We start from the raw sequence: 23,184 nt of genomic DNA, 5'->3' as shown, positions 1-23,184 counted from the left end.
TATTCCCAGGATTTTCAGGCGAGGCTAGAATCAAGCTGCAGTTCGCGAACCGGGAGCCGGTCGACATCCCATATTTGATTTCGCAGGACTGCCGCGGCACCTGGTCCAAGAACAGGGCTTGCCAGTTCCTCGAATTTTTCGTTCAGATCCTGATCCGATAAAGGCAGCTCCGGGTCTCCTTTGCGATACGGCGAAAAATGCTCGAAGGATTGGCCGTCGTCCAGCGCAATAGTGACGCGGGCGGCGCGCTGGCCCGGAAAGGCGGCGCTCAGGCCGGCGTCTTCAACCAAAGCCAGTTTCGCCATAAGCCGGCGAATATCGGAATTCTGCAATCGTTCCGCGCTAAAGGCATTCAATCGCACAGAACCGAAGCGCAGCGCATGGCAGACCACATACGCCAAGCTGAACTTGGCCTCGAACGCAGTTGTCGGATTTCGGTTGCCGGTTACGTCCAGTGCGACCTGGTAGCTTGCAACCTTGATTTCCCGGATATCAGTGGGTGCGATATTGAATTTTTCTTTAAGGATCAGGGCTGCGTCAATGGCTGCGAAGGTATGGCCGCAGCAGCCGTGATTCTTCTGCGTGATTCGAGTAATGTTGTAGTGCTCGCCAAGCCCTTCGGTGGCAACCGCCCAGTTCGGATTCGTTGCCAGGGCAGCGCCGAAGCCGGCGTCGCCTTCAAGAATATCCGGAACCCCCGTGACGCCGGCGGCAGCGGCCAGCCCGGCCCTGACACCTACCGCTGCGGCGTGTCCCGCGTGCAGGGCTTTGGTCATGGCATCGGATCGAAAGGCTTGCTGCAGGCCGGATGCAAAGGTGCATGCCGTGGCGATTGCGTGCTGCATGACCGTTGCATTGCCTGGTGCGCAGAGGGCTGCGACGGCGGCGGCAGCCCCTATGCATCCGACGGTACCGGTAGTGTGAAAAAACCGGTAATGCGAGGGTTGTATGGCCGCGCCGATGCGGGTGGAGATTTCATAGCCGACGACGATCGCGTTCAATAGCTCTGCGCCCGAGGCATTTCGCGCGTCGGCGATGGCCAGGCTTGCGGATATGACGGGGCATCCAGGGTGGTAGACGGCATCTTTGAAAATATCGTCAAACTCCACGGCGTGGGACATGCTGCCGTTGATCCATGCGGCGGTCGCAGGTAGCGAGGTCGTGCGATGGCCTGGGAGCCGGCTGGCGCCCAAACCTAGTTCGTCTTTGTATGCGGCAAGCAATTCGCGTCCGGGCGAAACCCGGGTACCCGGGTACAGGGCGCCCAGCCAGTCCAGCAAGGCGCGTTTCGCGTGATGCGCAACATCTGGAGCCAGTGCGTGGCGCGATTGCTGCGCGCCGTATTGAGCCAGGGTTTGAAGGAGCATGCCGGTTGCCTTATTGAACAGTGCGAAGCCCGAATCGAGCTATGGGTACTTTATGAGTATTTGTAGTGATGAGGATTGAAAAAAAAAGAAAGCAGCTTTCAATTAACAGTATTTCAATGCATGCGGGTTTTCATGCATTTCATATTTATTCAAGAAAACCTTGCCTAATTCTCAAAGCTTTGAGAGGGCGTTCCCAACATAATTGTTTCTTCTTGATAAAAAATATGGAGACACGCATGTCCAGAAGCTATGCTCGGAAACTATTGCAAACGAAGAGGCCGGGCGGCCTGAGGGCGGCCTTGCTGTCGGCTATCATGCTGCCTTGTTTTGCCGCTACGGCAAGCGCCGCGGGTGCCTGGCCGCAAAAACCTGTGAAGGTGATCGTTGCGTTTACCGCCGGCGGCACGACCGATATTCTGGCACGTGAAGTTGCCGCCGGTTTAACCACGAAATGGGGCCAAAGCGTTGTAGTCGAGAACAAGCCCGGGGCAGGGGGCAATATCGGTACGCAGGCTGTGATTAATTCAGCGCCCGACGGCTACACCATACTGATCAATTCAATCGGGCCCATCGCCATCAATCCCTATCTTTACAAACATGTGAATTTCAGCACGATCAAGGATTTGAAGCCTATAACCATGGTGGCCGATGTTCCCAATGTTCTGGTTGTGGCGCCGTCCCTGAAAATAAACTCTGTTAAACAACTGGTCGAGGCCATAAAGAGCAAGCCCGATTTCTACAATTGCGCTTCCACGGGGGTGGGAACCGCTGCCCATATTTCATGCGAGGAATTCGCAAAGCAGGCAAAGCTGAAGATTTCGCATGTGCCGTACAAGGGGGCCGGTGCATTGACCGACGTGGTTGCCGGCCGGGTCCAGTTCATGTTTGCCACGCTTCCGTCGGTTATCGGATTTATCAAGGCCGGCACCCTGGTGCCCCTGGCGGTCTCGACGGCAAAACGTTCACCGGTTCTGGCCGATGTGCCCACGATGCAGGAACAAGGGTTTCCCAAGTTTGCATTGGGTTCCTGGTTCGGGTATTTCGCCCCGGCCGCCACGCCCGATAGCATCGTCAAGAAAATCAGCCTTGATATCAATAGCGTTATCAAAGAACCCACGGTTCGAAAACAACTGCTGCAGCAGGGAGCCGAGCCTGTCGGAGGTACGCCGGAAGAATTTGGCGAATTCGTCAGGTCGGAAAACAAAAAGTGGTCGGCCGTCGTGAAGGAAATGGGCATTTCCCTGGATTAGCCTGGGCCTGGGCAGGTGTTACGGCGTGGCCGGCTCGAGCGCGGCACGCATGGCATCGTCGACGGTGTCCAGCCAGATGAATTCAAGCCTGGCTCGTGCATCGTCGGGAATGTCCTCCAGGTCTTTCCGGTTGCGAGCGGGAAGCAGTACAGTGGTAATGCCTGCCCGCAACGCTGCCAGCACTTTTTCCTTGATGCCTCCGACCGGCAGCACCAGGCCGCGCAGGCTGATCTCGCCGGTCATGGCGCGCTCGCTGTGCACGGGTCTGTTGGTGACTTGCGAGGCCAGGGCAATATACATGGCAACGCCTGCACTGGGGCCGTCTTTCGGGATTGCGCCCGCGGGCACATGGATATGGATGTCGCTGTGCTCGAACAGGTCCGGATCCAGCTTGAGTTCCGACGCCCGGGCCTTGAGCAAGGTAAGCGCCGCCTGCGCGCTTTCCTTCATGACGTCGCCAAGCTGGCCTGTGAGTATCAGTTTGCCGTGTCCGGCGGTCCGGCTTGCTTCGATGAAGAGTATGTCGCCGCCTACGGGAGTCCAGGCCAGGCCGGTGGCCACGCCGGGCAGGCTGGTGCGCATTGCCAGTTCGCTCTCGAATTTTATCGGCCCCAATATTGCGTGCAGATCGTCTGCATCGATTCGTAGCGATCCTGCCTGGCCTTCGGCCACACGCATCGCGGTATGGCGGAACAGATGGCCGATTTCCCGTTCGAGATTGCGCACGCCCGCTTCGCGGGTGTAGCTGCCGATGATCGCATGCAAGGCCTGGTCGGTGACCTCGCACTGTCCGGGCGACAGGCCGTTGGCCGTCAGTTGGCGGCCGATCAGGTAGCGCCTGGCGATCTGTACTTTCTCGTCTTCCGTATAGCCCGGCAGGTTGATCATTTCCATGCGGTCCCGCAGTGGGCCAGGAATGGTGTCCAGCATATTGGCCGTGCATATGAACATGACCCCGGACAGATCGAATGGAACCGTCAGGTAATTGTCGCGGAAGGTTGCGTTCTGTTCCGGGTCCAGCACTTCGAGCAGCGCGGCGGAAGGATCGCCCTGAACGCCTATGCTGAGCTTATCGACTTCGTCGAGCATCATGACGCAATTCTTTACGCCGGCCTTGCGTATGTTCTGGATGATATTGCCCGGCAGCGCGCCGACGTAGGTTCGGCGATGCCCGCGGATCTCCGCTTCATCATGTACACCGCCCAGGCTTACCCGGGAGAATTTACGCCCCGTGGCTTTGGCTATGCTCTGGCCGAGGGAGGTCTTGCCTACGCCGGGAGGCCCCACAAAGCACAGGATCGGACTTTTGCCCCGGGGGTTGAGCTTGTGCACTGCCAGGTATTCCAGAATGCGCTGCTTGACCTTTTGCAGCCCATAGTGGTCTTCATCCAGGATCCGGCGCGCTTCGGCGATATCGATGCGCTCTTCGGTGGTGGCCGACCAGGGCAGTTCGACGAGCCATTCCAGGTAGGTGAGCAGCGTCGAGTATTCGCCGGCCGCCTCCGGAGTACGATCGAGCCGTTTGAGCTCCTTCCTGGCATAGGCCTCGATTTCCTCAGGCATTTTGGCTTTGGCGATGGCCGCTTCCAGCTGTGTTATTTGCTCGCTTGCACCCTCGGGTTCGCCCAACTGCTTCTGTATGGTTTTAAGTTGTTCCCGCAGCAGAAACTCGCGCTGCTTTTCTTCGAACCGATCTTTGGTCTGCTGACTGATGTCATGGCTCAGGCGCAGTACTTCGAGCCGGTGTGTAAGAAAGGCCAGAACTTTGTCCATCCGGGCTTGCAAGCCCAGGGTTTCCAGCAAATCCTGTTTTTCGACCGGTGTCAGGTCCATTAGCCCGCTGACCCAATCGGTCAGCATGGAAGCCGATGTGATGCTCTGCGCCGTGGCGGCGAGTTCAGCCGGCGCATCGGGCATGAAGCCGAGGATTTCGGCGGTCTGTTCTTGAAGCTGAACCATGCGTGCTTCGATTTCAGTGCTGGTTTCCTTGGCGTCGTCCAGGCGCTCGATGCGTGCAACTTGAAACGGATAGCCCTGCAGAAACTCAATCACACGGAAACGCTGCTCGCCCTGGCAGACAATGTGGTGCGCACCGTCCGGCGTAGTGACATAGCGCAAGATGCTGGCGGTTGTACCGATCTGATACAAGTCAGCGGCCCCGGGAGCGGCCGTTTCGGGATCGCGTTGCAGCAGGACACCGACCTGGCGATTGCTGCGCGCCGCCTCCTGGGCGCCAGCCACCGTACTTTTGTGGCCTATTGTTATAGGCACCAGCAAGCCCGGGAACAGCACAACGTTGCGCACGGGAATGATGATCAGCGCGTTCTCGGGAAGCTCCGGGGATTGGTGCGATTCCTGTGTGGCTTTGGCGCCGGCCGTTTGTTCGGGGGTGGCGGCGTCGCGTGCGTGCGGGGAGTTGATAGGCTGATCGTTGTTCATGCGTCACCTGTCGTGCTTGTATTTACGCAAGTTTGCGCAGGGTCAAACGCAAACATCCGTTTGACAGGTTTTGCTCTTCGATCTCAAACAGGCCTGCTGGTAAATCGAAGCGTCGTTCAAAACGACCGTAGGGAATTTCGATGCTGCGAATGATGGCATTGACGGGGGCCGGCATGAGCCTGTCGCCCACGACGATTAAGGCACTGCTGTCGATCAATACGGTGACGTTATCGGGCAAGACCCCGGGCAATGCGATCAGGATCACCAAGGCGTCGTCGATTTCGAAAATGTCGGCGGGCGGCTCCCAGGTCGGACCGCCGTTGCGGCTTCTGCTCAACTGAAAAAACCGGCGATGCAGACGGTCGGCCCGTTCCAGCATGGTGAGCGCGTCGGCCCACATGGATTTGCTTGGATTGCGCAATGTCATGAATCATGCCTCCGTGGCACAATGCCTCTTGAACGCGCCGACGCCAGACGGCGGGCGGTTCATTTTCTTATTTTAGGCACAGAATGGCTCAAGGCACCACTGCGGCCTGTTTATTTTTTTGAAATGAACTTATTGCCCTCTATATAGAAGCGCAAGGGCTTGCTGGCCCACTCGCCGGCATAATCCACGCCAATGCGCGGGCGTTCCACGATGGCCATGGGTTTGCCAGGCGTGGGTGACGCAATATAAAAATCTTTGCTGCACAGGTCGTGCCCGTAGTCCTGAAGCGTGACACCCATGGCTTTGCATAACAGGCCGGGCCCGCTCGTTTTGCCAGTTACGTTCTGTATTGGTTCCAGTGCCCGAAGCAGTACGGCCGCTCCAGTGCCGTCGGCTTCCGTGACGACATTCATGCAGTGGTGCATGCCATACACAAGGTATACATAGACGTGCCCCGGCGGTCCATACATGACTCGGGTGCGTGGCGTAATGCCTTTCGAGGTATGCGCCGCCAGGTCGTGGGGGCCGAGATAGGCCTCGACTTCGACGATTCTGGCTATGCGTTCTTCGCCCTGGACATGGCGCACGAGCAGTTTGCCCAAAAGTTCTCTGGCGACCAGGCAAGTGTCGCGATTGTAAAAGTTCCTGGATAATTTTTGCATGGGATGTAAGGGGCGCATGGGCGGCAGGGTGTTGCAGCCTTGTTCTTGCGGCCTTAATCATACCGGTTTTCAATGCTATTGACGGGTAAGGTGTTCGGGAGTAGATTGCCAGGAAGATGTGTCGCTAGTTCCTGTTTCTTAACGCGTGTTAAGTGAAGGAAGCCGCCATGATTTTGCAAAACCAAATCTGGCTGTTGACGCTGACGGGCATTGGCCTGGTCTCGTTGGTATTTATCTGGATCATCGTTCAGGCAGGCAAGCCTGCCGATTCTGCGCAAGTGCAGAAAACTGCCCATACCATTCGACGATGGTGGTTCCTTGCCCTGGTTCTGCTGGGGGTCGGTGTGGCCTATGCCACGCTGAAACCGTTCCCTATCGCCGATCAAAATGCCTCATCGCCCGCAGGGCAAATCGTTGATGTAGTAGGGCGGCAGTGGTCGTGGACGCTCAGCCAAAACCAGATCAAGGCCGGGGTTCCCGTGCAATTCAATGTAACCAGCCTGGACGTCAACCACGGTTTCGCGATCTACGGCCCGAACGACCTGATCGTCACGCAGACCCAGGCCATGCCCGGTTTCACCAATCGCCTGCACTATACCTTCACCCAGCCCGGCAAGTATCGGGTAATGTGCCTTGAGTATTGCGGCGTTGCGCACCACGGCATGGTGACGGAATTCGAAGTCGTGGGAGGCCAGCCATGAATGCATCGCAATCCGCCGGCGCACTGCACCCGGCCAATGAAGCCCTGACGCGCAACGAACGTATCGTCTTTAACCTGTATACCATCTCGGCGCTGCTGGTGTTTGTGCTGATGATGCTGCTGGGATTGACCATGCGCATGGCCCAGAGCAATTGGGCCGGTGTCCTGCCCAACGTCTTCTACCAGATAATGACCGCGCACGGAGCCGGCATGGTCGGCACGATCGGCCTTGCAACAAGCGCGGTAATGTGGTTTTTCCTGCGCAAATATGTGAAGCTCAGTCTGTCGATATTCCTGGCAAACTACGTGCTGTTCATGCTCGGCGCGGTGGCGTTGCTGGCGGCCGTCTTTATCGGTGGATACGCGGGCGCGTGGACGTTCCTGTATCCGCTTCCCCAACATCCGATGGGACTATGGAGCGGCAATGCGGCCGCGTTGTTCATGCTTGGTTACCTGCTGATCGGGGTGGGCTTCCTGCTGTTTTATCTGGATGTCATGAGAGCCATCATTCGCATGTATTCCAATCTTGGGCGCGCACTGGGCTTGCAGTGGCTATTCAGCGGAGACATCGACAAGTCGCATCCCAAGACTGTGGTGGCCAGCACCATGGTTGCCATTACCAATTCCATCGGCATCCTCGCCGGCGCCATAGTGCTGGTCATGTGCCTCATCAATATCTATTTTCCCTCGGTCGCGCTAAATGCATTGCTGGTCAAGAATCTAACCTATTTGTTCGGCCACATGTTCATCAACGCCAGCATCTACATGGGCGTGATCGCAGTCTACGAATTGCTGCCTCGCTACAGCGGACGTCCTTACCCTATATCAAGGCCATTTCTATGGTCCTGGGCGGCAAGCTTGGTGATGGTGCTGATCGTCTATCCACATCACCTCATGATGGATTACGTCATGCCGCATTGGATGCTGGTGATGGGGCAGATCATTTCCTATTGTGCGGGATTGCCGGTATTTACCGTGACAGTGTTCGGTGCGCTGGCGAACATTTATCGTTCGGGAATGCGCTGGAATATGCCGTCCAGGCTTCTGGTCCTGTCGATGTTCGGCTGGGCCGCGGGCATTGTTCCGGCTATTATCGACGGCACCATCAGCGTCAATAAATTAATGCACAACACTCAGTGGGTGCCCGGCCATTTTCATTTTTACCTGCTGCTGGGCGTCCTGCCTATGGTGCTCGCGCTGATGTTCCACGTCATCGGCCAGAACGCGCCTTCCCGTTCCAGCGACAAACTGAGCTTCCCGCTGTATATCCTGGGCGGCCTGATATTCGTCTTTTCCTTCCTCGCAGCGGGCCATATCAGCACTCCTCGACGCTATGCCGTGCATCTGCCTCAGTGGCTGTTATATGATCAGTTCGGATCGATAGGCGCCATTCTACTGATTGTCGCGATGCTGGTGTTCGCCCTGCATATTGTGGTCGGGCTATTGAGGTCACCTGGCAATGGCGATTCTGCGCACGCTACTGGCTAGCCTGGTCCTGTTACTGGCCGGCGGCGCCGCATTCGGCGTAGTCACCGATCAGTTTCAGGCATTCACCACCGAAACCGCGCGTCGGCTTGCGGTGCGTCGGCATCCTGTCCAGATTCCGCCAGTCGAGCTGCAACTCCAATCGGGCTCACGCATCAGCCTGGCGGATTTGCGTGGCAAATGGCTGCTGGTCGATTTCATTTATACCCGATGCCCCACCTACTGCGTTGCGCTTGGAAGCGAATTTGCGCAACTCCAGGACCTCCTCTCCAAACCGTTGGCGCAAGGCAAAGTGCAACTGCTCAGCATCAGTTTCGATCCCATCCATGACACTCCTGCGCAACTCAAGGCTTATATGCAGCGCTCGCGTGACCGGGGGCTGGGCTGGATCGCTGCCCGGCCCGTCGAGCCCCAAGGGCTTGGGAACCTGGAGCGAGCCTTCGGCATTACCGTCATTGCCGATCCGTCCAGCGGCGGCTATACGCACAATGCCGCTATTCATCTTGTCGATCCCGGCGGCAGGCTGGTAGAGATTTTCGACGAAGATGCCCCGAATCTCGCGGGGAGAACCGTGCTGCAGCGCCTGGGGCAATGATTATCCGCTCGCCGCACCATCCAATCCGTATCGCGGCATTGACCTATCTCGTATTGCTGGCACCGCCGCTGCGGCATATCCTCGAATCCAGCATGACCGGACAAATGCTGCTGCAGATCCCATTGCTTATCGGTGTGGGACTTCTACTGCGGCAAGCGCTGCCTGCGCGCGCCCTGAGCATTGTCGCCAGCTGCAATTACCAGGGTATCGCCGGGCTGCTGCTCGCAAGCGTGATCAGCGCCTTCTGGATGTTGCCGCTGGCGCTGGATGCCTCGGTAACCGAGCCTTTCATCGCCGCAGCAAAGTATCTGTCGGTGCCGCTTCTGATAGGCTTGCCCTTGGCACTCAGTTGGCCGCGCATGGGTTTCATTGTCAGGGGAGTGTTTCTGCTTGAGTTGACAGCCTCTTTCTTTCGGCTGGGTTGGCTCTATCTTATCTGGCCCGGGCGTTTGTGCAATAACTACCTGCTCGACGACCAGCAGCGGCTTGGCCAGTACATGCTGTGGATCGGCGGCGCGCTATTGCTTGGCATTGCGATCAAGCTTATCTGGGGTCGCTTTGGTTCCGTATAATGGACATGTGGCAATAAAAGCACATTCTATGCATGCAAAACCGGACATTTCATTTGTTTCTTCTAATGCTTGTCTTGACCTGTGGTTTGTTTTAGTGCTACTATACCTTGCTAGATTTTCAAGTTCGTTGATGTTTGTACAATTCAGTACCAAAAAAAGTACTTTTTTGCTCTGATCTCTACTCCTTGACAGTCTTTTTATAGAGCATAGTGCTCGTCATTTTTAGGGATTGCAAAAAAATGCAAACAGAAACTGGTATTGTTAAATGGTTCAACAACGAAAAAGGCTTTGGTTTTATCAAGCCTGAATCGGGCGGCAAAGATTTGTTCGCTCACCACACCGACATCATCGGCACCGGCTTTAAATCGCTCGAAGAAAACCAGCGTGTTTCCTACGTAGCGGCCGAAGGCCAAAAAGGCCCTCAAGCCAAATCGATCCAAGTTATCTAAATACATAGCTTAGTTGCGGTTTAAAAGCCCGCCTGAATAAGGTGGGCTTTTTGCATTTGGCCTTTCCGTTTGCCGATACAATATTTACCATGCTGTAAATATTCGGTGCTTGGCTATGCGCCGTAATGCGGGTCTAATCAAACTGGCTTTTCGGATGGAAGAATGAACCGCCCGATCGATATTCGTACGAAATAAGGTTGCGTCGCGCAAGCCGCGTATTCGAAATCAAGGGAAAATTTGTGCAAAAACTGCTGATAGCGATGGTGCTCAGTGCGGGTGCATTGACGGGGTGCGCGCCCATGCTGGCCGGCCAGGCGGCCGAGGCCGGCTATAGCGCGGCGAAGAATTCACTGGGTGGCGTTCTGGGATCGTCGAACGATAAAAAAACGGCTTTGGGCGAGGATGCGCGCCAGCAGAAATTGCAGTCGATCCTGAATTCCATAGAAGTAGGGCAAATTGTGGCGCCTATTCTTGATTCGATGGGCGAACAGCCAAAAGAAAAATCGGGCAACACGTATGGTTATACCTGTTACGAATACCCTGCCGTATATTCGGCCACCGATGCGGCCGTAATTGTCGCCAAAAACGGAAAAGTCGTATTTTTCGGCAATTCCCGTTGCGTGACAGAAATGCAGGACCAGAACTTTACCGGCACGGGCAAGTACGCAGGCGTCAAGGCTTCCTGAAACCACATTGCCGGTCTATGTATTTCAGCGCTTTGGGCAAGGCGTCGCGAAAGGTCATCCATTCGTGAGCGCCATCCACGATGCGCAATTCCACCTGCTTGGGCTGAATGGCATAGAGCGCTTCGTACAGGCTGGCGGTCACGACAGGGGTGACATCACTGTCATGGTCGCCACTGCTGATAAACATGGGAACAATTTGTTTTTTTGCCTCGTAGCCGGCCAGTAATGCGGGGTAGCTTTGCGCCGCCCAGAGTGACGGACTGAATTTGCCGTTTTCTTCAAACTGGCCACTACCGCTGCGGGCACTGGATTTTTCCGGAGGGCTGGCCTGGACGGCCGGGCTGAGCAGTCCAGCCGCGCATACCAGTTCCGGATGACGCAGGCTCAGGTTCAGCGCGCCAAAACCGCCCATGGAAATGCCGGCGATGGCTCGATGATGGCGATCGCTTTTTGCCTCGTACTGTTTCTCCACATAAGGAATCAATTCAGTCGCGAGCGCGGTCTGGATCTTTGCGGCACTGCCGTCGACCCACCAGGAGGACTCGCCAGCTGGCATGACAGCGATGACCGGCTCTATTTCGCCGCGCCGAATCAGGCCATCCAGGGTTTCGCGGGCGCCGGCGTAGTTGGTCCAGACGTGCTCGTCTCCACCGGATCCATGTAAAAGGTAGATTACCGGGAATTTATCGAAGGAATCGTAATAGCCGTCGGGTAAATACACGGTAAAAGGCAGGCTGCGACCCAGGATCCGGGAGTCGAGTTTGTCGCTGACGATTTCCCCGGCCTGGGCGCCGGCAACGATTGCTGCCAGAGCGAACGCCAGGCAGGTTTTGGATCCGCGAAAATGCATGAGTGTCTCCGGTAAGGCAATTTATTCAGTTTACCGTAAGGTGAGGCAGACTTCAGCTTTGATTCAAGTAGGCGTACAGCGTATCGAGCAGATCCTGTTTGCGGTCGGTGGGCAAAAAAGAAGCGCGCAGGCTATTTTCGGCCAGGGTGCCCAGTTCCTGCCGGCTGAGTCCCAGCGCCAGGGCGCTTGCCAGATAGTTGCCGGCCACATAGCCCCCAAAATAGGCCGGGTCGTCCGAGTTGAGGGTAACCATTGCGCCGCGCCGAAGCAGGCGGGCCAGATTATGCCGGGCCAGTCTGTCCACAACGCGCAGTTTCAGGTTCGATAAAGGACAAACCGTCAGGGGGACTTGCTGTTCAATAAGGCGCTGCATGAGTACTGGATCCTCTTCGCTGCGCACGCCGTGGTCGATGCGTTCAACGTGCAGCAAATCAAGGGCATCGCGTACATACGCCGCGGGGCCTTCTTCGCCGGCATGAGCGACCAGGCGGAAACCCAGTTCCTTGCAATGGGCAAAGACGCGGGCGAATTTTTCAGGAGGGTTGCCGCGTTCGGACGAGTCCAGCCCTATGCCTATCCATAAATCGCCGTATTGTTCGCGCACGGGTAGCGCGGCGGCCAGCGTTTCGAAGGCTTCCTGCTCGGATAAGTGACGCAGGAAACTCAGCAGCAGATAGCTGCTCATGCCGGTGCTTGCACGCATTTCCCGCAAGGCCCGGGCAATGCCGGAAAATACTGTTTCGATCGGGATGCCGCGCGCCGTATGGGTTTGCGGATCGAACATGAGCTCCGCATGCACGACGCCGTCAGTGTGGGCACGCTGCAGATACGCCATCGTCATGTCGTAGAAGTCCTGCTCGGATATGAGTACGCCGGCGCCCGCGTAATACAGATCCAGAAAAGACTGCAGGTCGGTAAAGGCATAGGCGGCGCGCAGCGTTTCGACCGAGTCGTAGGGCAGGGCAATCTGATTGCGCTTTGCCAGTTTGAAGATCAACTCGGGTTCCAGCGTGCCTTCGATATGAAGATGCAGCTCGGCCTTGGGCAGGCCTTGGATAAAGGCGTTCAGGTCGATGGCGTGGCGGGATGCTGGTGGGGGCATGTCTGGGCGATGATTTGGGGTCGAAAGAGGCATTATAGGAAAACCGCGCTTGCTCACGGAGTCGGCCTGCCTGGTGGTCTTGGCCGCATGTGCCGTCAGGCTTTCCCTTGGCCGGATGGATGCGCCGGGTTTAGACCTGCCTGCGGCTCCTCAGGCTTTCTTTGGTTTTTTCCAGCAGCAGGCTGATATCGGTGCCGCGCCGCAAGGCCAGGCCCAGGGCAAGCAGGTCGACAAGCGTCAAGTGCACCAGCCGGGAAATCATGGGGCTATAGACTTCGGTGTCTTCCAGGGTATCGGCGCGCAGCAGTACCGAGGCAAGTTCCGCGAGCGGTGAATGCGAGGCCGTGATGGCAATGACCGGGCAGCCGTTTTTCCTGGCCAGGCGTACTGCCTCGAGCAGTTCCTTGGTGCGCCCTGAATGGGATATGGCGACTAAAACATCGCTGGGCCCCAGCAGCGAGGCGGCCATTAATTGAGTATGGGTATCGGCATAGGCCACGGTGGCGACGTCGTAGCGGAAGAACTTGTGCTGGGCATCGGCCGCGACAATGCCGGAGTTCCCCAATCCATAGAATTCGATGCGGCGCGCGGCCAGCAGCAAGGTGATGGCGGCATCGACGGAATCGGTGTTGATCTCATTGCGCGCCCGCAGCAACGCCGATACGGCATTGTCGAATACCTTGGCCGCCAGCATTGATGTGGGATCTTCGGCGCGGACGGACGAATGTACATACGGCACTCCGACCATCAGGCTGGCGGCCAGCCTGATTTTGAAATCAGGCCATCCGCCGCAACCCATGGATCGGCAAAACCGGATGACTGTCGGCTGGCTGACCCGGGCGAGCCTGGCGACTTCTCCGACCGATGACTTGACGATATCGTTTGGCTGCGCAAGAACGAGTTGCGCCACTTTTCGTTCTGCTTCGCTTAAGCCGGCAAGTTGCTGTTCGATTTGCGCTAGCATGGGTTTGCGTGATCTGACATATGATTTTGCCGGGGCTTTTCAGGGGTGCCAGTAGACATCGATGGGCGCGTCGGGGCTTGTCAATAAAAAGCTGATGGGCAGCGCAGGCGTGGCGCGCTGCGCCGCCCGTTCCATGACTTGCCGCTTGAGCGGCCCGGATATGAACAGGATGCGGCTCTGCGCGCGCAGCAAGGCCGCCAGGGTCATGCTGATGCGTGTATGCGGCGCGTCTGTGGGGGTAATGCGCACATAATTTCGTGTCTGTCCGGGATCCAGGGCCTGCGTCAATTCCGGGGCCAGCGGAAACAGCGACGCGGTATGGCCGTTTTCGCCCATGCCCAGGACGGCGAGGGTGATGGTTTCTGTCTGGCGATTAGCCTGCTCCAGGCAGCTTTCGATATTGCCCGGATCGCTAAGCAGACCCTGGAATCGGGCCTGTCGGGCGCGGTTGACGAGTAGATGGCTGCGTACCAGGTTCTCGTTGCTGTCCGGGTCGCCGGGTGTCACGAAGCGTTCATCGACCAGGGTGATCGTTATTTTCGGCCAATCCAGATCGGCGTGGCTGAGCCTGGCGAAGAAGGGGATGGGCGAACGTCCTCCCGACACCGCAAGCCTTGCTGTGCCGCAGAGGTCGATGGACTGTTGCAAAGTGCCGGCCACGGCGTGTGTCAAGGCGGCGATGCAGGGTTCGTCCTGCTCGTAGGCGTGCCAGCTCATCATGTTTCTTCGTGCCAGACGACCCCGGCTCGCGAGAGCAGGCCGCTCGAAGCGGGCGGCCCCCAACTGCCGGCGGTATAGGTTTTGGGCGCGATAGTGCTGTGCTCCCAGGAATCGATGATGGGCTCGACCCAGGTCCATGCCTGGGCCTGTTCGTCGCGGCGCATGAACAGGGCCAGGCGGCCGCGTATCACATCGAGCAGCAGCCGTTCGTAAGCATCGGCCCAGCGCGCCTTGAACATGGTATGAAAGTCCAGGTTCAGATAAGTGGACTGCAAGTTCATGGCGTCGCCGGGTTCTTTGGCGAGAAAGTACAGGCGTATGCTTTCTTTGGGCTGCAGATGTATGACCAGGCGATTGGCCGAGTGCAGATCTACAGGCATGGGAAAGACCGCATGCGGCACATCGCGGAAATTGATGACGATTTCCGCGATGCGTTCCTGCATGCGCTTGCCTGTGCGTAAAAAAAATGGCACGCCGGCCCAGCGCCAATTGGCGATTTCAGCCTGAAGGGCCACGAAGGTTTCGGTATTGCTATGCGGGTCGACTTTATGTTCATCGCGGTAGGCGACAACCGGCATGCCGTTGATGGCCCCGCTGCGGTATTGCCCACGGACCGTTTTGGCGAGGATGTCTTCGGGCGTGAAGGGTTTCAGCGCCTTCAGCACCTTGAGTTTCTCGTCGCGAACGGCGTCTTCGGCCAGGCTTGCGGGAGGCTCCATGGCGACGATGCACAGCAATTGCAGCAAGTGGCTTTGCAGCATGTCGCGCAGGGCGCCTGTACGATCGTAGAACTCGCCGCGCTCTTCGACTCCCAGTTCCTCGGCGATGGTTATCTGTACATTGTCTATCCATTCGCGGCGCCACAGTGGCTCGAACAAGGCGTTGCCAAACCGGATGGCCATCAGGTTCTGTACCGATTCCTTGCCCAGATAATGGTCGATGCGGTAAATCTGGTTTTCGGTGAAGCACTGGCCCACGGCGGCATTGATGGCATTGGAGGATTCCAGGTCATGGCCCAGGGGCTTTTCGAGCACGACGCGCACGCCGGGGTGGTTGAGTCCGGCTGCGGCCAATTGTCGGCATATATTGGTAAACAGGTGAGGGGCGGTGGCCAGGTAGCACACTGTTGTGCGCTCGCCGGCCCGGCCCAGCGCTTCTGCCAGATTGACGTAATCGCCGGCTTTGTCGGCTTCAAGCATGAGGAAGTGGATACGCTTGATGAAGCTGGCCCAGATCCCGCTGTCGAATTCGGCTCCAAGCCTGGGTTTGACGCGCTCATTCAGCAGGGCCAGATAGCCGTCCTGTTCCAGGGCTTGGCGGCCCAATGCGAAAATCCGGCCATCGTGATGCAAAGCCCCTGCTTTGTGGGCGCTATAGAGCGCAGGCAACAGCTTGCGCAAGGTGAGGTCGCCGGTGCCACCAAAAAATATCATGTCGAAGGCGGGCGTGCTGGCCATGCTCATTTTCCTGTCATGCAGTTTCAAGATACTTGAAGTGAAGATGTAATTAGGCTACATGTATTATCAGATGTAAAGCCGGGTTTGCCGCGGGGCTGGCTACAATACGGCCCAGACAGCACGCAAAGACACTTTTTTTGGCCATTCCCTTTTCCCACCATCATGATTAAAAGCGCAGTCCGTGCGACGATCGCCGATGTTGCCCGCCAGGCGGGAGTATCCAAGGCTACCGTGTCGCGATTCCTGAATCATCGCGATGCCTTGCTGTCGCTGGACATTGCCAAAAGGGTTGAAGCGGCGATAAACCAGCTGGGCTACTCGCCCAGCCCAATGGCGCAGGCACTCAAGCGCGGCCGCTCCCGTCTGATTGGGCTGGTGGTTGCCGATATCACCAATCCCTATTCGGTGGCTGTGTTGCGCGGTGCCGAAAAAGCCTGCCGGGCCGCGGGCTACCTGGTCATGCTGTTCAATCTGGGTAATGAAAGCGAGCGCGAGAGCGCGGGAATCCAGGCCTTGTCTTCGTATCAGGTCGAAGGCTTCATCCTGAACACGATGGGGCATGACGCGGGGGCGGTCGTTGAAACTGCCCGACAGGGTAAGCCGGTGGTATTGGTCGATCGCCTGCATGCCGGCCTGGATGTCGATTTTGTTTCCCTGGACAACGATCAGGCCATACGTGTGAGCGCGCAACATTTGCAGGACGCGGGCTATGGCGAGCTGTTGCTTGTGACCGAACCCTTGGGGAAAGTAAGCTCGCGCATCGAACGCTCGATGGCATTCCAGTCGTTTATTCGGGATGGCGGCCCGGAGGTGTCGGGCCAATGCGTTGAAAGCGCCGGCGACGGCGCAGATCTGGATGCCGCATTATTGGCCTTGCGTGCGCGCGCGCATGACCGGCGGCCGGCGCTGATTTCCAGCAATGCCGTCGTTACCCTGCGTTTGATTGCCGCTGTGGCTCGTTTGGGCTGGAAGCTGGGCTCCGACGTGGGCCTGATTGGCATCGATGAAACCGAATGGGCGCCTTATGTGGGCCCGGGGATCAGCACGGTGTCGCAACCTACCGACGATCTGGGACGCATGGCTGCCGAATGCCTGATCGAGCGCCTTAAGGGGCGGGACGAGGCGCCGCGAAAAATACTCTTGCCCGGAGCGCTGCATATCCGGGGCTCGTCGAGCATCACGCGCCGCTGACGGTTTGTGGTACCCGACTATTTTTACCCCTGTCATATTAGGGTAAATACTGATTCGATTTTTTTCCTGCTTTTATTAAACTTTCACAAACGTCTGAAACCGGTTTCATAACTAAATTGCCGCCTCTTTCATAGTCGGCTCATTCGTGGCTCGAGCAAGGTTTCTGATTCTTCTGGCCATAACTGGTTTTGTGTGGGTATATTCGCGAGGTGCGCGAGCATTTGTCGTCGAAGCCATACCTTGGGTACTAAAAAAGTGAATTATTCCTTTCAATTTGGCCCTGTCTTCGAGGCATGGCCACTGCTGCTCAGGGGCACCTGGATGACAATCCAGCTGTCCTTTTTGGCCATGCTGTTCGGGCTGCTCGTGGCCATACTGTGCGCATGGGGCAAGACATCCGGCCCGAAGCTGCTGCGCTGGCTGATCAATGCGTACATTGAATTGATACGCAACACGCCTTTTCTGGTGCAGCTGTTTTTCTTCTATTTTGCCTTGCCCGCAACCGGGGTACGGTGGTCGGCGCATACGGCGGCCCTGGTGGCCATGGTCGTCAATCTGGGGGCCTACGCAACTGAAATCGTCCGGGCCGGGATCGAATCCATTCCCAAGGGGCAGATCGAAGCGGGGCTGGCGCTGAATTTATCGCGCTACGAGATTTTCCGGTTTGTGGTGCTCAAGCCCGCATTGCGCGCCATCTATCCCGCGCTCACCAGCCAGTTCATTTTGCTGATGCTGGCCTCCAGTGTGGTGTCGGTGATTTCCGCCGATGATCTGACTTCGGTTGCCGCCAATTTGCAGTCGGAGACTTTTCGCAGCTTTGAAATCTATATCGTCATCACAGCGATCTATCTTGTGCTGACCATGATATTTTCATATGCGTTTCGCCTGGTCTTCCAGTGGGGCCTCAACTATCCGGACCGTCGATAATGCGTACTTTTGGTTATTCGGAGTTCCTGTTTATTCTCGAGGCGGCCAGATGGACGATCGGGCTGTCGCTCATGGCTTTCGTGGGCGGCGGCATTGTCGGCCTGATCATTGCCTTGTCGAGAACCTCGGAGCACGCGGCGATACGGGGCCTTGCCATCGGATTTATCCAGTTGTTCCGCGGCACTCCCTTGCTGCTGCAATTGTTCCTCATCTTTTTCGGATTCCCGGTGCTCGGCCTGGAAGTCAATCCGTGGCTGGCGGCCGGTATCGCTCTGACCCTCAATAGCGGGGCTTTTCTGGGCGAGATCTGGCGTGGCTGTATCGATGCGATACCCCGCGGCCAGTGGGAAGCGGCCGAGGCCCTGGGGCTGTCCTATCGCTGGAAAATGCGCGATGTCGTGCTGCCGCAAGCCATGAAAATTGCGATTCCGCCGACCGTGGGTTATCTGGTGCAAATCGTCAAAGGCACGTCGCTGGCGGCCATTATCGGTTTTACCGAATTGACCAGGGCGGGGCAGATCATCAATAACGCGACCTTCGAACCCATGCTGGTCTTCTCGGTTGTGGCGGTTATTTATTTCTTGTTGTGCTGGCCTTTGTCCTTGCTGGCCGCGTATATGGAGCGACGGCTTGCCGCGGCATTGACGCGTTAGGCCGCCAGGGTCCGATTGTTGTTTAACTGGCGTTTAAGTTTTTAATTCTTGGAGACGAGATATGTTTTTAGGCAAAGAAATTCGCACACTCATTGGTGCGACAGTGCTGGCGGGCTTGGGCGTGCTGGCTCTGGGCGCGACGGCGGCCAGTGCGGAAACCATCGATCAGGTCAAGCAGAAGGGTGAGCTGACGATTGGCATGCTGGTCGATTTTCCGCCCTATGGCATCATGAACACCGAAAACAAGCCCGACGGCTACGATGCCGATGTGGCCAGACTGCTGGCCAAGGATTTGGGCGTCAAACTGAAAATCGTGCCGGTGACCGGCCCGAACCGGATTCCGTTTCTCTTGACCAACAAAGTGGATCTGCTGGTTGCCTCGCTGGCCATTACTCCTGAGCGCGCCAAGCAAGTACAGTTCTCCAAACCGTATTCCGCGGCCCAGATCGTGGTATTTGGCGGTAAAGATGCCAAAATCAAAACGGCCGATGACCTGGCGGGTTTGCGCATAGGCGTTGCGCGTGCCAGTACCCAAGATATCGCGGTGACCAAGGTGGCCCCGAAATCCGCGAATATTCGCCGTTTCGACGACGACGCATCGGCCATGCAGGCTCTGCTGTCGGGGCAGGTCGACGCCATTGGCTGCTCCACCACGGTGGCCGCGCAAATTGCCAAACGCGTACCGAACCGGTATGAAAACAAGTTCGTGCTGTTGCAGCAGGAAATGGCTGTTGCGATGCGCCCGGGCGAGCCCAATACCTTGAAAGCGGTCAATGCTTTTGTCGAGAAGAACATCGCCAACGGCGAGTTGAGCAAACTGTACAAGAAATGGCTGGGTGTTGACTTGCCTCCATTGAAAGCTTCGTAATTCAACGGCGGTTTCACTATGACTGATAGACAGGCTTCTGTTGCTGTCGACGGTTCGAATCGTCCCGCCGGTCAAGGCGGGACGATTATCGAAGTCGAGGCAGTCAACAAATGGTATGGCAGCTTCCAGGTTTTGACCGATGTCGATTTGACGGTCAAGACAGGAGAGCGCATTGTGATTTGCGGGCCTTCGGGTTCGGGAAAATCAACCATGATCCGTTGCATCAACGGTCTCGAAAAGGTGCAGAAAGGCCGTGTCGTGGTCGACGGTATCGATCTGACCGCCAATGCGCGCAACGTCGACGCGGTGCGGCAGGAAGTCGGGATGGTATTCCAGCAGTTCAATCTTTTTCCGCACATGACAGTGTTGCAGAACTGCATGCTGGCCCCTATGCGTTCCCGCAACGCTGACAAGCAGGCGGCCGAGGCCACGGCCATGAAATACCTGACGCGGGTTCGCATTGCCGATCAGGCCAAAAAATATCCCAGCCAGTTGTCGGGTGGACAGCAGCAGAGGGTGGCGATTGCGCGTGCCTTGTGCATGACTCCCAAGATCATGCTGTTCGACGAGCCGACTTCGGCCCTGGATCCGGAAATGGTCAAGGAAGTGCTCGACACCATGATAGGCCTGGCCGAGGATGGTATGACCATGTTGTGCGTGACGCATGAAATGGGGTTTGCGCGCAGCGTTGCGGATCGGGTCATTTTCATGGCCGATGGGAAAATTATCGAGCAGGCTCCGCCCGCCGAATTTTTCGGTAATCCACAACACGAAAAAACGCGCAGTTTCCTGGGGCAGATACTGAGTTCCCAGCATTGATATTTATTGGTGGATCGACGAGGGATCACAAGGGCCTTTCCTACGGATGACCTTGTGCCGAATCGGCAGAATCGCCATGACATGAATATGCATTGATTTTGTTGGGCCACTGCGTCTTCGGCTCGCCGGACGCCGCCTTGCTGGTTTCGATCCTGGGTAGCGCCGTTTTCACGCACGGCCATCACGCGGTTTTTACAAAAATTTCTCGCGGCTTTTTCGCGAGCGTTCCTTGGAGCTCAGGTCTCGAGCGGAGTCTGTTTTACGATGAGCTTTTCCACACACGTCATTATTTCCTTATCGTCGTTCGGCGCGGCCGAAGTACGGCGCCACGGACAAGCATGGTTTATCAAACTGTGTCATTCGGCGGGTGCCGATGGGGCCGAGGTGCGGGGCGAATTGCTGGTCGATCCCGAACGGGAACTGCATGAACTGGCCGGCATTTTGCATGACACGGGGCTTGGCTGCGTGTACTCGAGCCCCGACGGCCTGTGGGATGAAGCGGGGGTATTGAATCGCCCAGCTCTCGAACAGGGCCTGGCCGCCGCCGCCATCCTGAAGGCCCCTGTGCTGAAAATGTCCATTGGCGGTTTCAACACGGGGTCTCAGGCATCGCTGAGCGAGCTGGGCGATCGCCTGGGGCAAGGCGCGGTCAAGCTATTGATTGAAAACGATCAGACGGTATCGGCTGGCAGCGTATCGGCCTTGCGGCGCTTTTTCGACGCGGCGGATCGTGCCGGCCTTGCCTTGGACATGACTTTCGACATGGGCAATTGGCATTGGCTGGGTGAAAGCCCGTTGCAGGCCGCGGAGCTGTTCGCTGCACGGGTGCAGTATGTGCATTGCAAGGGTGTGCAGCGGCAACCCGGCCGCTGGGTGGCCGTGGCGCTGGCCGACTCTGTGGCGCCGTGGCGCGCTGTTTTCAATGCCCTGCCGGTAAACGTGCCGCGGGCGATCGAGTATCCCTTGTTCGGCGACGACCTGCTGGGCGAAACACGCATGGCCATACAGAATTTGCGCAAGCTGGAAGGAGATCGGCAATGAACCCGCCACTGGACATCGTAACGTTTGGCGAAGCCATGATGATGCTGATCGCCGATCAGCCTGGCCCCATCGAAAATGCGCAGGCTTTTTACAAGCGCACGGCGGGAGCGGAAACCAATGTGGCTATCGGCCTGGCGCGTTTGGGGCTCAGGGTCGGCTGGGCGAGCCGATTGGGAGCCGACACAATGGGGCGCTATCTGCTGGCGGAAATGCAGCGTGAGGGTATCGATTGCTCGCATGTGGTGTGCGATCCGCAACAGCGGACCGCTTTGCAATTCAAAGGCCGGGTTTCCGATGGCAGCGACCCTCCGGTCGAATACCATCGCAAAGGTTCGGCCGCAAGCCAGATGCAGCCAGAAGATATCGACGAGGCTTGGCTGTGCGGGGCTCGCCATTTGCATTCGACCGGTGTTTTCCCCGCGGTGTCGGGCAATTGTTTCGAAGTCAGCCGCAAGACCATGGCGCTTATGCGCGCCGCAGGCCGCACGATATCTTTCGATCCCAATCTTCGTCCTACATTATGGTCTTCCACCGAACGCATGCGTGCATCCATCAATGAGCTGGCGTTCGGCGCGCACTGGGTATTGCCTGGAATCGAAGAAGGACGCCTGCTGACGGGCTGCGATACGCCGCAAGCCGTGGCGCATTTTTATCGAACCCACGGCGTGGAACGGGTGGTGGTGAAGCTCGGCCCCGACGGCGCCTATTTCGACGGTCCGGATGGCCAGGGTTTTGTGCCGGGCTTTCCGGTTGAGAAGGTGGTCGACACAGTGGGAGCGGGCGACGGCTTTGCGGTAGGCGTGATCAGCGCCTTGCTGGAAGGCCGCGATATGCAAAGCGCGGTCAGGCGCGGCGCCTGGATCGGCGCGCGCGCCGTGCAGGTGCTGGGGGACACCGAAGGTTTGCCTTCGCGAGCCGAACTGGAGCAGGCGACCCTATGAGCCTGCCACGCAAGCGGGTGCTGGTATTCCGGGAGTTGCCCGCCGATCAGCTGGCCAGGATCCAGCGGCATCACGACGTTGTCGTTGCCAACCCGCGACAGCAGGAACAGGTCGAAGCCTTTCGCCATGCTCTGCCTTCGGCTCAGGGACTGATCGGCTCCAGCTATCGTATTGGCGCGGATTTGCTGGCATCGGCGCCAGTGCTGGAAGTCATTTCAAGCATTTCGGTGGGCGTGGACAATTATCCTTTGCCAGAGCTGCGCGCACGCGGTATTCGCCTGTGCCATACGCCGAATGTCTTGACCGAAACCACGGCTGATATGCTGTTTGCGCTGGTGCTGGGTACCAGCCGGCGTATTGCCGAACTGGCGCAGTACGTGCGGCGTGGAGATTGGAAAAAGAATATCGGGCCGGATCTGTTTGGCTGGGATGTGCATGGCAAGACCCTGGGCATTCTGGGTTTTGGCCGGATTGGCCAGGCATTGGCGCAGCGGGCCGCGCTGGGGTTCAATATGCGGGTGCTCTATCACACCCGGACGCCCGTTTTTTCGTCTTTGCCGGCGGGGCGCGTACGAGCCGCCGCGCTTTCCGAATTGCTTGAAGCCTCCGATTTTGTCGTGGTAGTGCTGCCCTTGAACGAACAGACGCGGGGAATGATAGGCCCTGGCGAATTCTCCGCCATGAAGCCAGGAGCCATCCTGATCAACGGCGCGCGCGGTCCGATAGTCCAGGAGCGGGCGCTTCTGGAGGCGCTTGACACAGGCTCTTTGCGTGCGGCCGGCCTGGATGTTTTCGACACCGAGCCCCTGCCTTTCGATTCGCCTTTGCGCACGCATCCAAAAGTGCTGGCCTTGCCGCATATCGGTTCGGCTACGCACGAAACCCGTTATGCCATGGCCGAGATGGCCACCAGCAATCTGTTGCTGGCCCTGGACGGCAAGGAGCCGCTGGCGGCTTTTCTATAAACCTGTCCGGCGGCTTTCGATTGCCCTGAACGTTCATCGTCGTAGCGGCGCACC

At 57.6% G+C, this 23,184-nt stretch carries 24 protein-coding genes; 15 read left to right on the top strand and 9 right to left on the bottom strand.

Annotation, left to right across the window (positions count from 1 at the left end; all coding sequences use genetic code 11):
- Nucleotides 1-14: 14 nt before the first annotated feature.
- The gene (locus LSG25_RS09430; protein WP_232744398.1) at nucleotides 15-1,367 is read right to left on the bottom strand and encodes an MmgE/PrpD family protein; all 1,353 of its coding nucleotides are present in this window, start codon (nucleotides 1,365-1,367) and stop codon (nucleotides 15-17) included.
- 236 nt (nucleotides 1,368-1,603) lie between these two features.
- Between LSG25_RS09430 and LSG25_RS09425 the strand changes: the two genes are divergently transcribed.
- A complete protein-coding gene (locus LSG25_RS09425) occupies nucleotides 1,604-2,617 on the top strand; it encodes a tripartite tricarboxylate transporter substrate binding protein (RefSeq protein WP_232744397.1) in 1,014 nt (337 codons plus the stop codon).
- A gap of 18 nt (nucleotides 2,618-2,635) precedes the next feature.
- Here the strand turns inward: LSG25_RS09425 and lon are convergent, their stop codons facing one another.
- From lon to LSG25_RS09410, 3 genes are all read right to left on the bottom strand, one after another.
- Nucleotides 2,636-5,056, bottom strand: coding sequence for an endopeptidase La (gene lon / locus LSG25_RS09420; protein ID WP_232744396.1), 2,421 nt, complete (start codon nucleotides 5,054-5,056; stop codon nucleotides 2,636-2,638).
- A gap of 22 nt (nucleotides 5,057-5,078) precedes the next feature.
- Complete coding sequence (locus LSG25_RS09415; protein ID WP_232744395.1) at nucleotides 5,079-5,483, bottom strand: Hsp20/alpha crystallin family protein; 405 nt, start codon at nucleotides 5,481-5,483, stop codon at nucleotides 5,079-5,081.
- A gap of 110 nt (nucleotides 5,484-5,593) precedes the next feature.
- A complete protein-coding gene (locus tag LSG25_RS09410) occupies nucleotides 5,594-6,145 on the bottom strand; it encodes a DNA-3-methyladenine glycosylase (protein ID WP_255696721.1) in 552 nt (183 codons plus the stop codon).
- 167 nt (nucleotides 6,146-6,312) lie between these two features.
- Between LSG25_RS09410 and LSG25_RS09405 the strand changes: the two genes are divergently transcribed.
- The 6 genes from LSG25_RS09405 (at nucleotide 6,313) to LSG25_RS09380 (ending at nucleotide 10,632) form a co-directional block, all read left to right on the top strand.
- Nucleotides 6,313-6,846, top strand: coding sequence for a hypothetical protein (locus LSG25_RS09405; protein ID WP_232744393.1), 534 nt, complete (start codon nucleotides 6,313-6,315; stop codon nucleotides 6,844-6,846).
- A complete protein-coding gene (locus LSG25_RS09400) occupies nucleotides 6,843-8,333 on the top strand; it encodes a cbb3-type cytochrome c oxidase subunit I (RefSeq protein WP_232744392.1) in 1,491 nt (496 codons plus the stop codon). Before LSG25_RS09405 ends, LSG25_RS09400 begins: the two co-directional genes overlap by 4 nt.
- Nucleotides 8,305-8,925 carry an SCO family protein gene (locus LSG25_RS09395; protein ID WP_232744391.1) on the top strand — a complete coding sequence of 207 codons (621 nt, stop codon included), beginning with the start codon at nucleotides 8,305-8,307 and terminating at the stop codon, nucleotides 8,923-8,925. Before LSG25_RS09400 ends, LSG25_RS09395 begins: the two co-directional genes overlap by 29 nt.
- A complete protein-coding gene (locus tag LSG25_RS09390) occupies nucleotides 8,922-9,497 on the top strand; it encodes a hypothetical protein (RefSeq protein WP_232744390.1) in 576 nt (191 codons plus the stop codon). Before LSG25_RS09395 ends, LSG25_RS09390 begins: the two co-directional genes overlap by 4 nt.
- 239 nt (nucleotides 9,498-9,736) lie before the next feature.
- Nucleotides 9,737-9,946, top strand: a complete 210-nt coding sequence (locus LSG25_RS09385; RefSeq protein WP_013741470.1) for a cold-shock protein — start codon at nucleotides 9,737-9,739, stop codon at nucleotides 9,944-9,946.
- A gap of 239 nt (nucleotides 9,947-10,185) precedes the next feature.
- The gene (locus LSG25_RS09380) at nucleotides 10,186-10,632 is read left to right on the top strand and encodes a hypothetical protein (RefSeq protein WP_232744389.1); all 447 of its coding nucleotides are present in this window, start codon (nucleotides 10,186-10,188) and stop codon (nucleotides 10,630-10,632) included.
- On the opposite strand, the gene LSG25_RS09375 is transcribed toward LSG25_RS09380, so the two are convergent.
- The 5 genes from LSG25_RS09375 to zwf all read right to left on the bottom strand — a co-directional run bounded on the left by LSG25_RS09375 (nucleotide 10,619) and on the right by zwf (nucleotide 15,725).
- Nucleotides 10,619-11,482, bottom strand: a complete 864-nt coding sequence (locus tag LSG25_RS09375; protein WP_232744388.1) for an esterase family protein — start codon at nucleotides 11,480-11,482, stop codon at nucleotides 10,619-10,621. The genes LSG25_RS09380 and LSG25_RS09375 overlap by 14 nt on opposite strands.
- Before the next feature lie 52 nt (nucleotides 11,483-11,534).
- A complete protein-coding gene (locus LSG25_RS09370) occupies nucleotides 11,535-12,584 on the bottom strand; it encodes an adenosine deaminase (RefSeq protein ID WP_232744387.1) in 1,050 nt (349 codons plus the stop codon).
- Between the two features lie 130 nt (nucleotides 12,585-12,714).
- Nucleotides 12,715-13,548, bottom strand: coding sequence for a transcriptional regulator HexR (gene hexR / locus LSG25_RS09365; RefSeq protein ID WP_232744386.1), 834 nt, complete (start codon nucleotides 13,546-13,548; stop codon nucleotides 12,715-12,717).
- 39 nt (nucleotides 13,549-13,587) lie between these two features.
- Nucleotides 13,588-14,268, bottom strand: coding sequence for a 6-phosphogluconolactonase (gene pgl, locus LSG25_RS09360; RefSeq protein WP_232744385.1), 681 nt, complete (start codon nucleotides 14,266-14,268; stop codon nucleotides 13,588-13,590).
- Nucleotides 14,265-15,725, bottom strand: coding sequence for a glucose-6-phosphate dehydrogenase (gene zwf / locus LSG25_RS09355; RefSeq protein WP_232744384.1), 1,461 nt, complete (start codon nucleotides 15,723-15,725; stop codon nucleotides 14,265-14,267). The genes pgl and zwf overlap by 4 nt, the downstream gene beginning before the upstream one ends.
- A 162-nt stretch (nucleotides 15,726-15,887) precedes the next feature.
- Between zwf and LSG25_RS09350 the strand changes: the two genes are divergently transcribed.
- The 8 genes from LSG25_RS09350 (at nucleotide 15,888) to LSG25_RS09315 (ending at nucleotide 23,130) form a co-directional block, all read left to right on the top strand.
- Nucleotides 15,888-16,916 (top strand): LacI family DNA-binding transcriptional regulator, encoded by a 1,029-nt coding sequence (locus tag LSG25_RS09350; RefSeq protein ID WP_232744383.1) that lies wholly within the window; start codon nucleotides 15,888-15,890, stop codon nucleotides 16,914-16,916.
- A gap of 255 nt (nucleotides 16,917-17,171) precedes the next feature.
- Complete coding sequence (locus LSG25_RS09345; protein ID WP_232744382.1) at nucleotides 17,172-17,843, top strand: amino acid ABC transporter permease; 672 nt, start codon at nucleotides 17,172-17,174, stop codon at nucleotides 17,841-17,843.
- Nucleotides 17,843-18,496 (top strand): amino acid ABC transporter permease, encoded by a 654-nt coding sequence (locus LSG25_RS09340; RefSeq protein WP_232744381.1) that lies wholly within the window; start codon nucleotides 17,843-17,845, stop codon nucleotides 18,494-18,496. The genes LSG25_RS09345 and LSG25_RS09340 overlap by 1 nt, the downstream gene beginning before the upstream one ends.
- 61 nt (nucleotides 18,497-18,557) lie before the next feature.
- Nucleotides 18,558-19,364: a transporter substrate-binding domain-containing protein gene (locus LSG25_RS09335; protein WP_232744380.1), complete on the top strand. Its 807-nt coding sequence runs from the start codon at nucleotides 18,558-18,560 to the stop codon at nucleotides 19,362-19,364.
- 18 nt (nucleotides 19,365-19,382) lie between these two features.
- A complete protein-coding gene (locus tag LSG25_RS09330) occupies nucleotides 19,383-20,183 on the top strand; it encodes an amino acid ABC transporter ATP-binding protein (RefSeq protein WP_305072073.1) in 801 nt (266 codons plus the stop codon).
- A gap of 264 nt (nucleotides 20,184-20,447) precedes the next feature.
- Nucleotides 20,448-21,224 (top strand): sugar phosphate isomerase/epimerase, encoded by a 777-nt coding sequence (locus LSG25_RS09325; protein WP_232744379.1) that lies wholly within the window; start codon nucleotides 20,448-20,450, stop codon nucleotides 21,222-21,224.
- On the top strand, nucleotides 21,221-22,165 hold the full coding sequence (locus tag LSG25_RS09320; protein WP_232744378.1) for a sugar kinase: 945 nt from the start codon (nucleotides 21,221-21,223) through the stop codon (nucleotides 22,163-22,165). The genes LSG25_RS09325 and LSG25_RS09320 overlap by 4 nt, the downstream gene beginning before the upstream one ends.
- Complete coding sequence (locus tag LSG25_RS09315; RefSeq protein WP_232744377.1) at nucleotides 22,162-23,130, top strand: D-glycerate dehydrogenase; 969 nt, start codon at nucleotides 22,162-22,164, stop codon at nucleotides 23,128-23,130. Before LSG25_RS09320 ends, LSG25_RS09315 begins: the two co-directional genes overlap by 4 nt.
- The last annotated feature ends 54 nt before the right edge of the window (nucleotides 23,131-23,184 follow it).

This window comes from Paralcaligenes sp. KSB-10 (assembly GCF_021266465.1).
Lineage (GTDB): Bacteria > Pseudomonadota > Gammaproteobacteria > Burkholderiales > Burkholderiaceae_B.
This window is presented reverse-complemented; position numbering and strand designations above follow the sequence as displayed.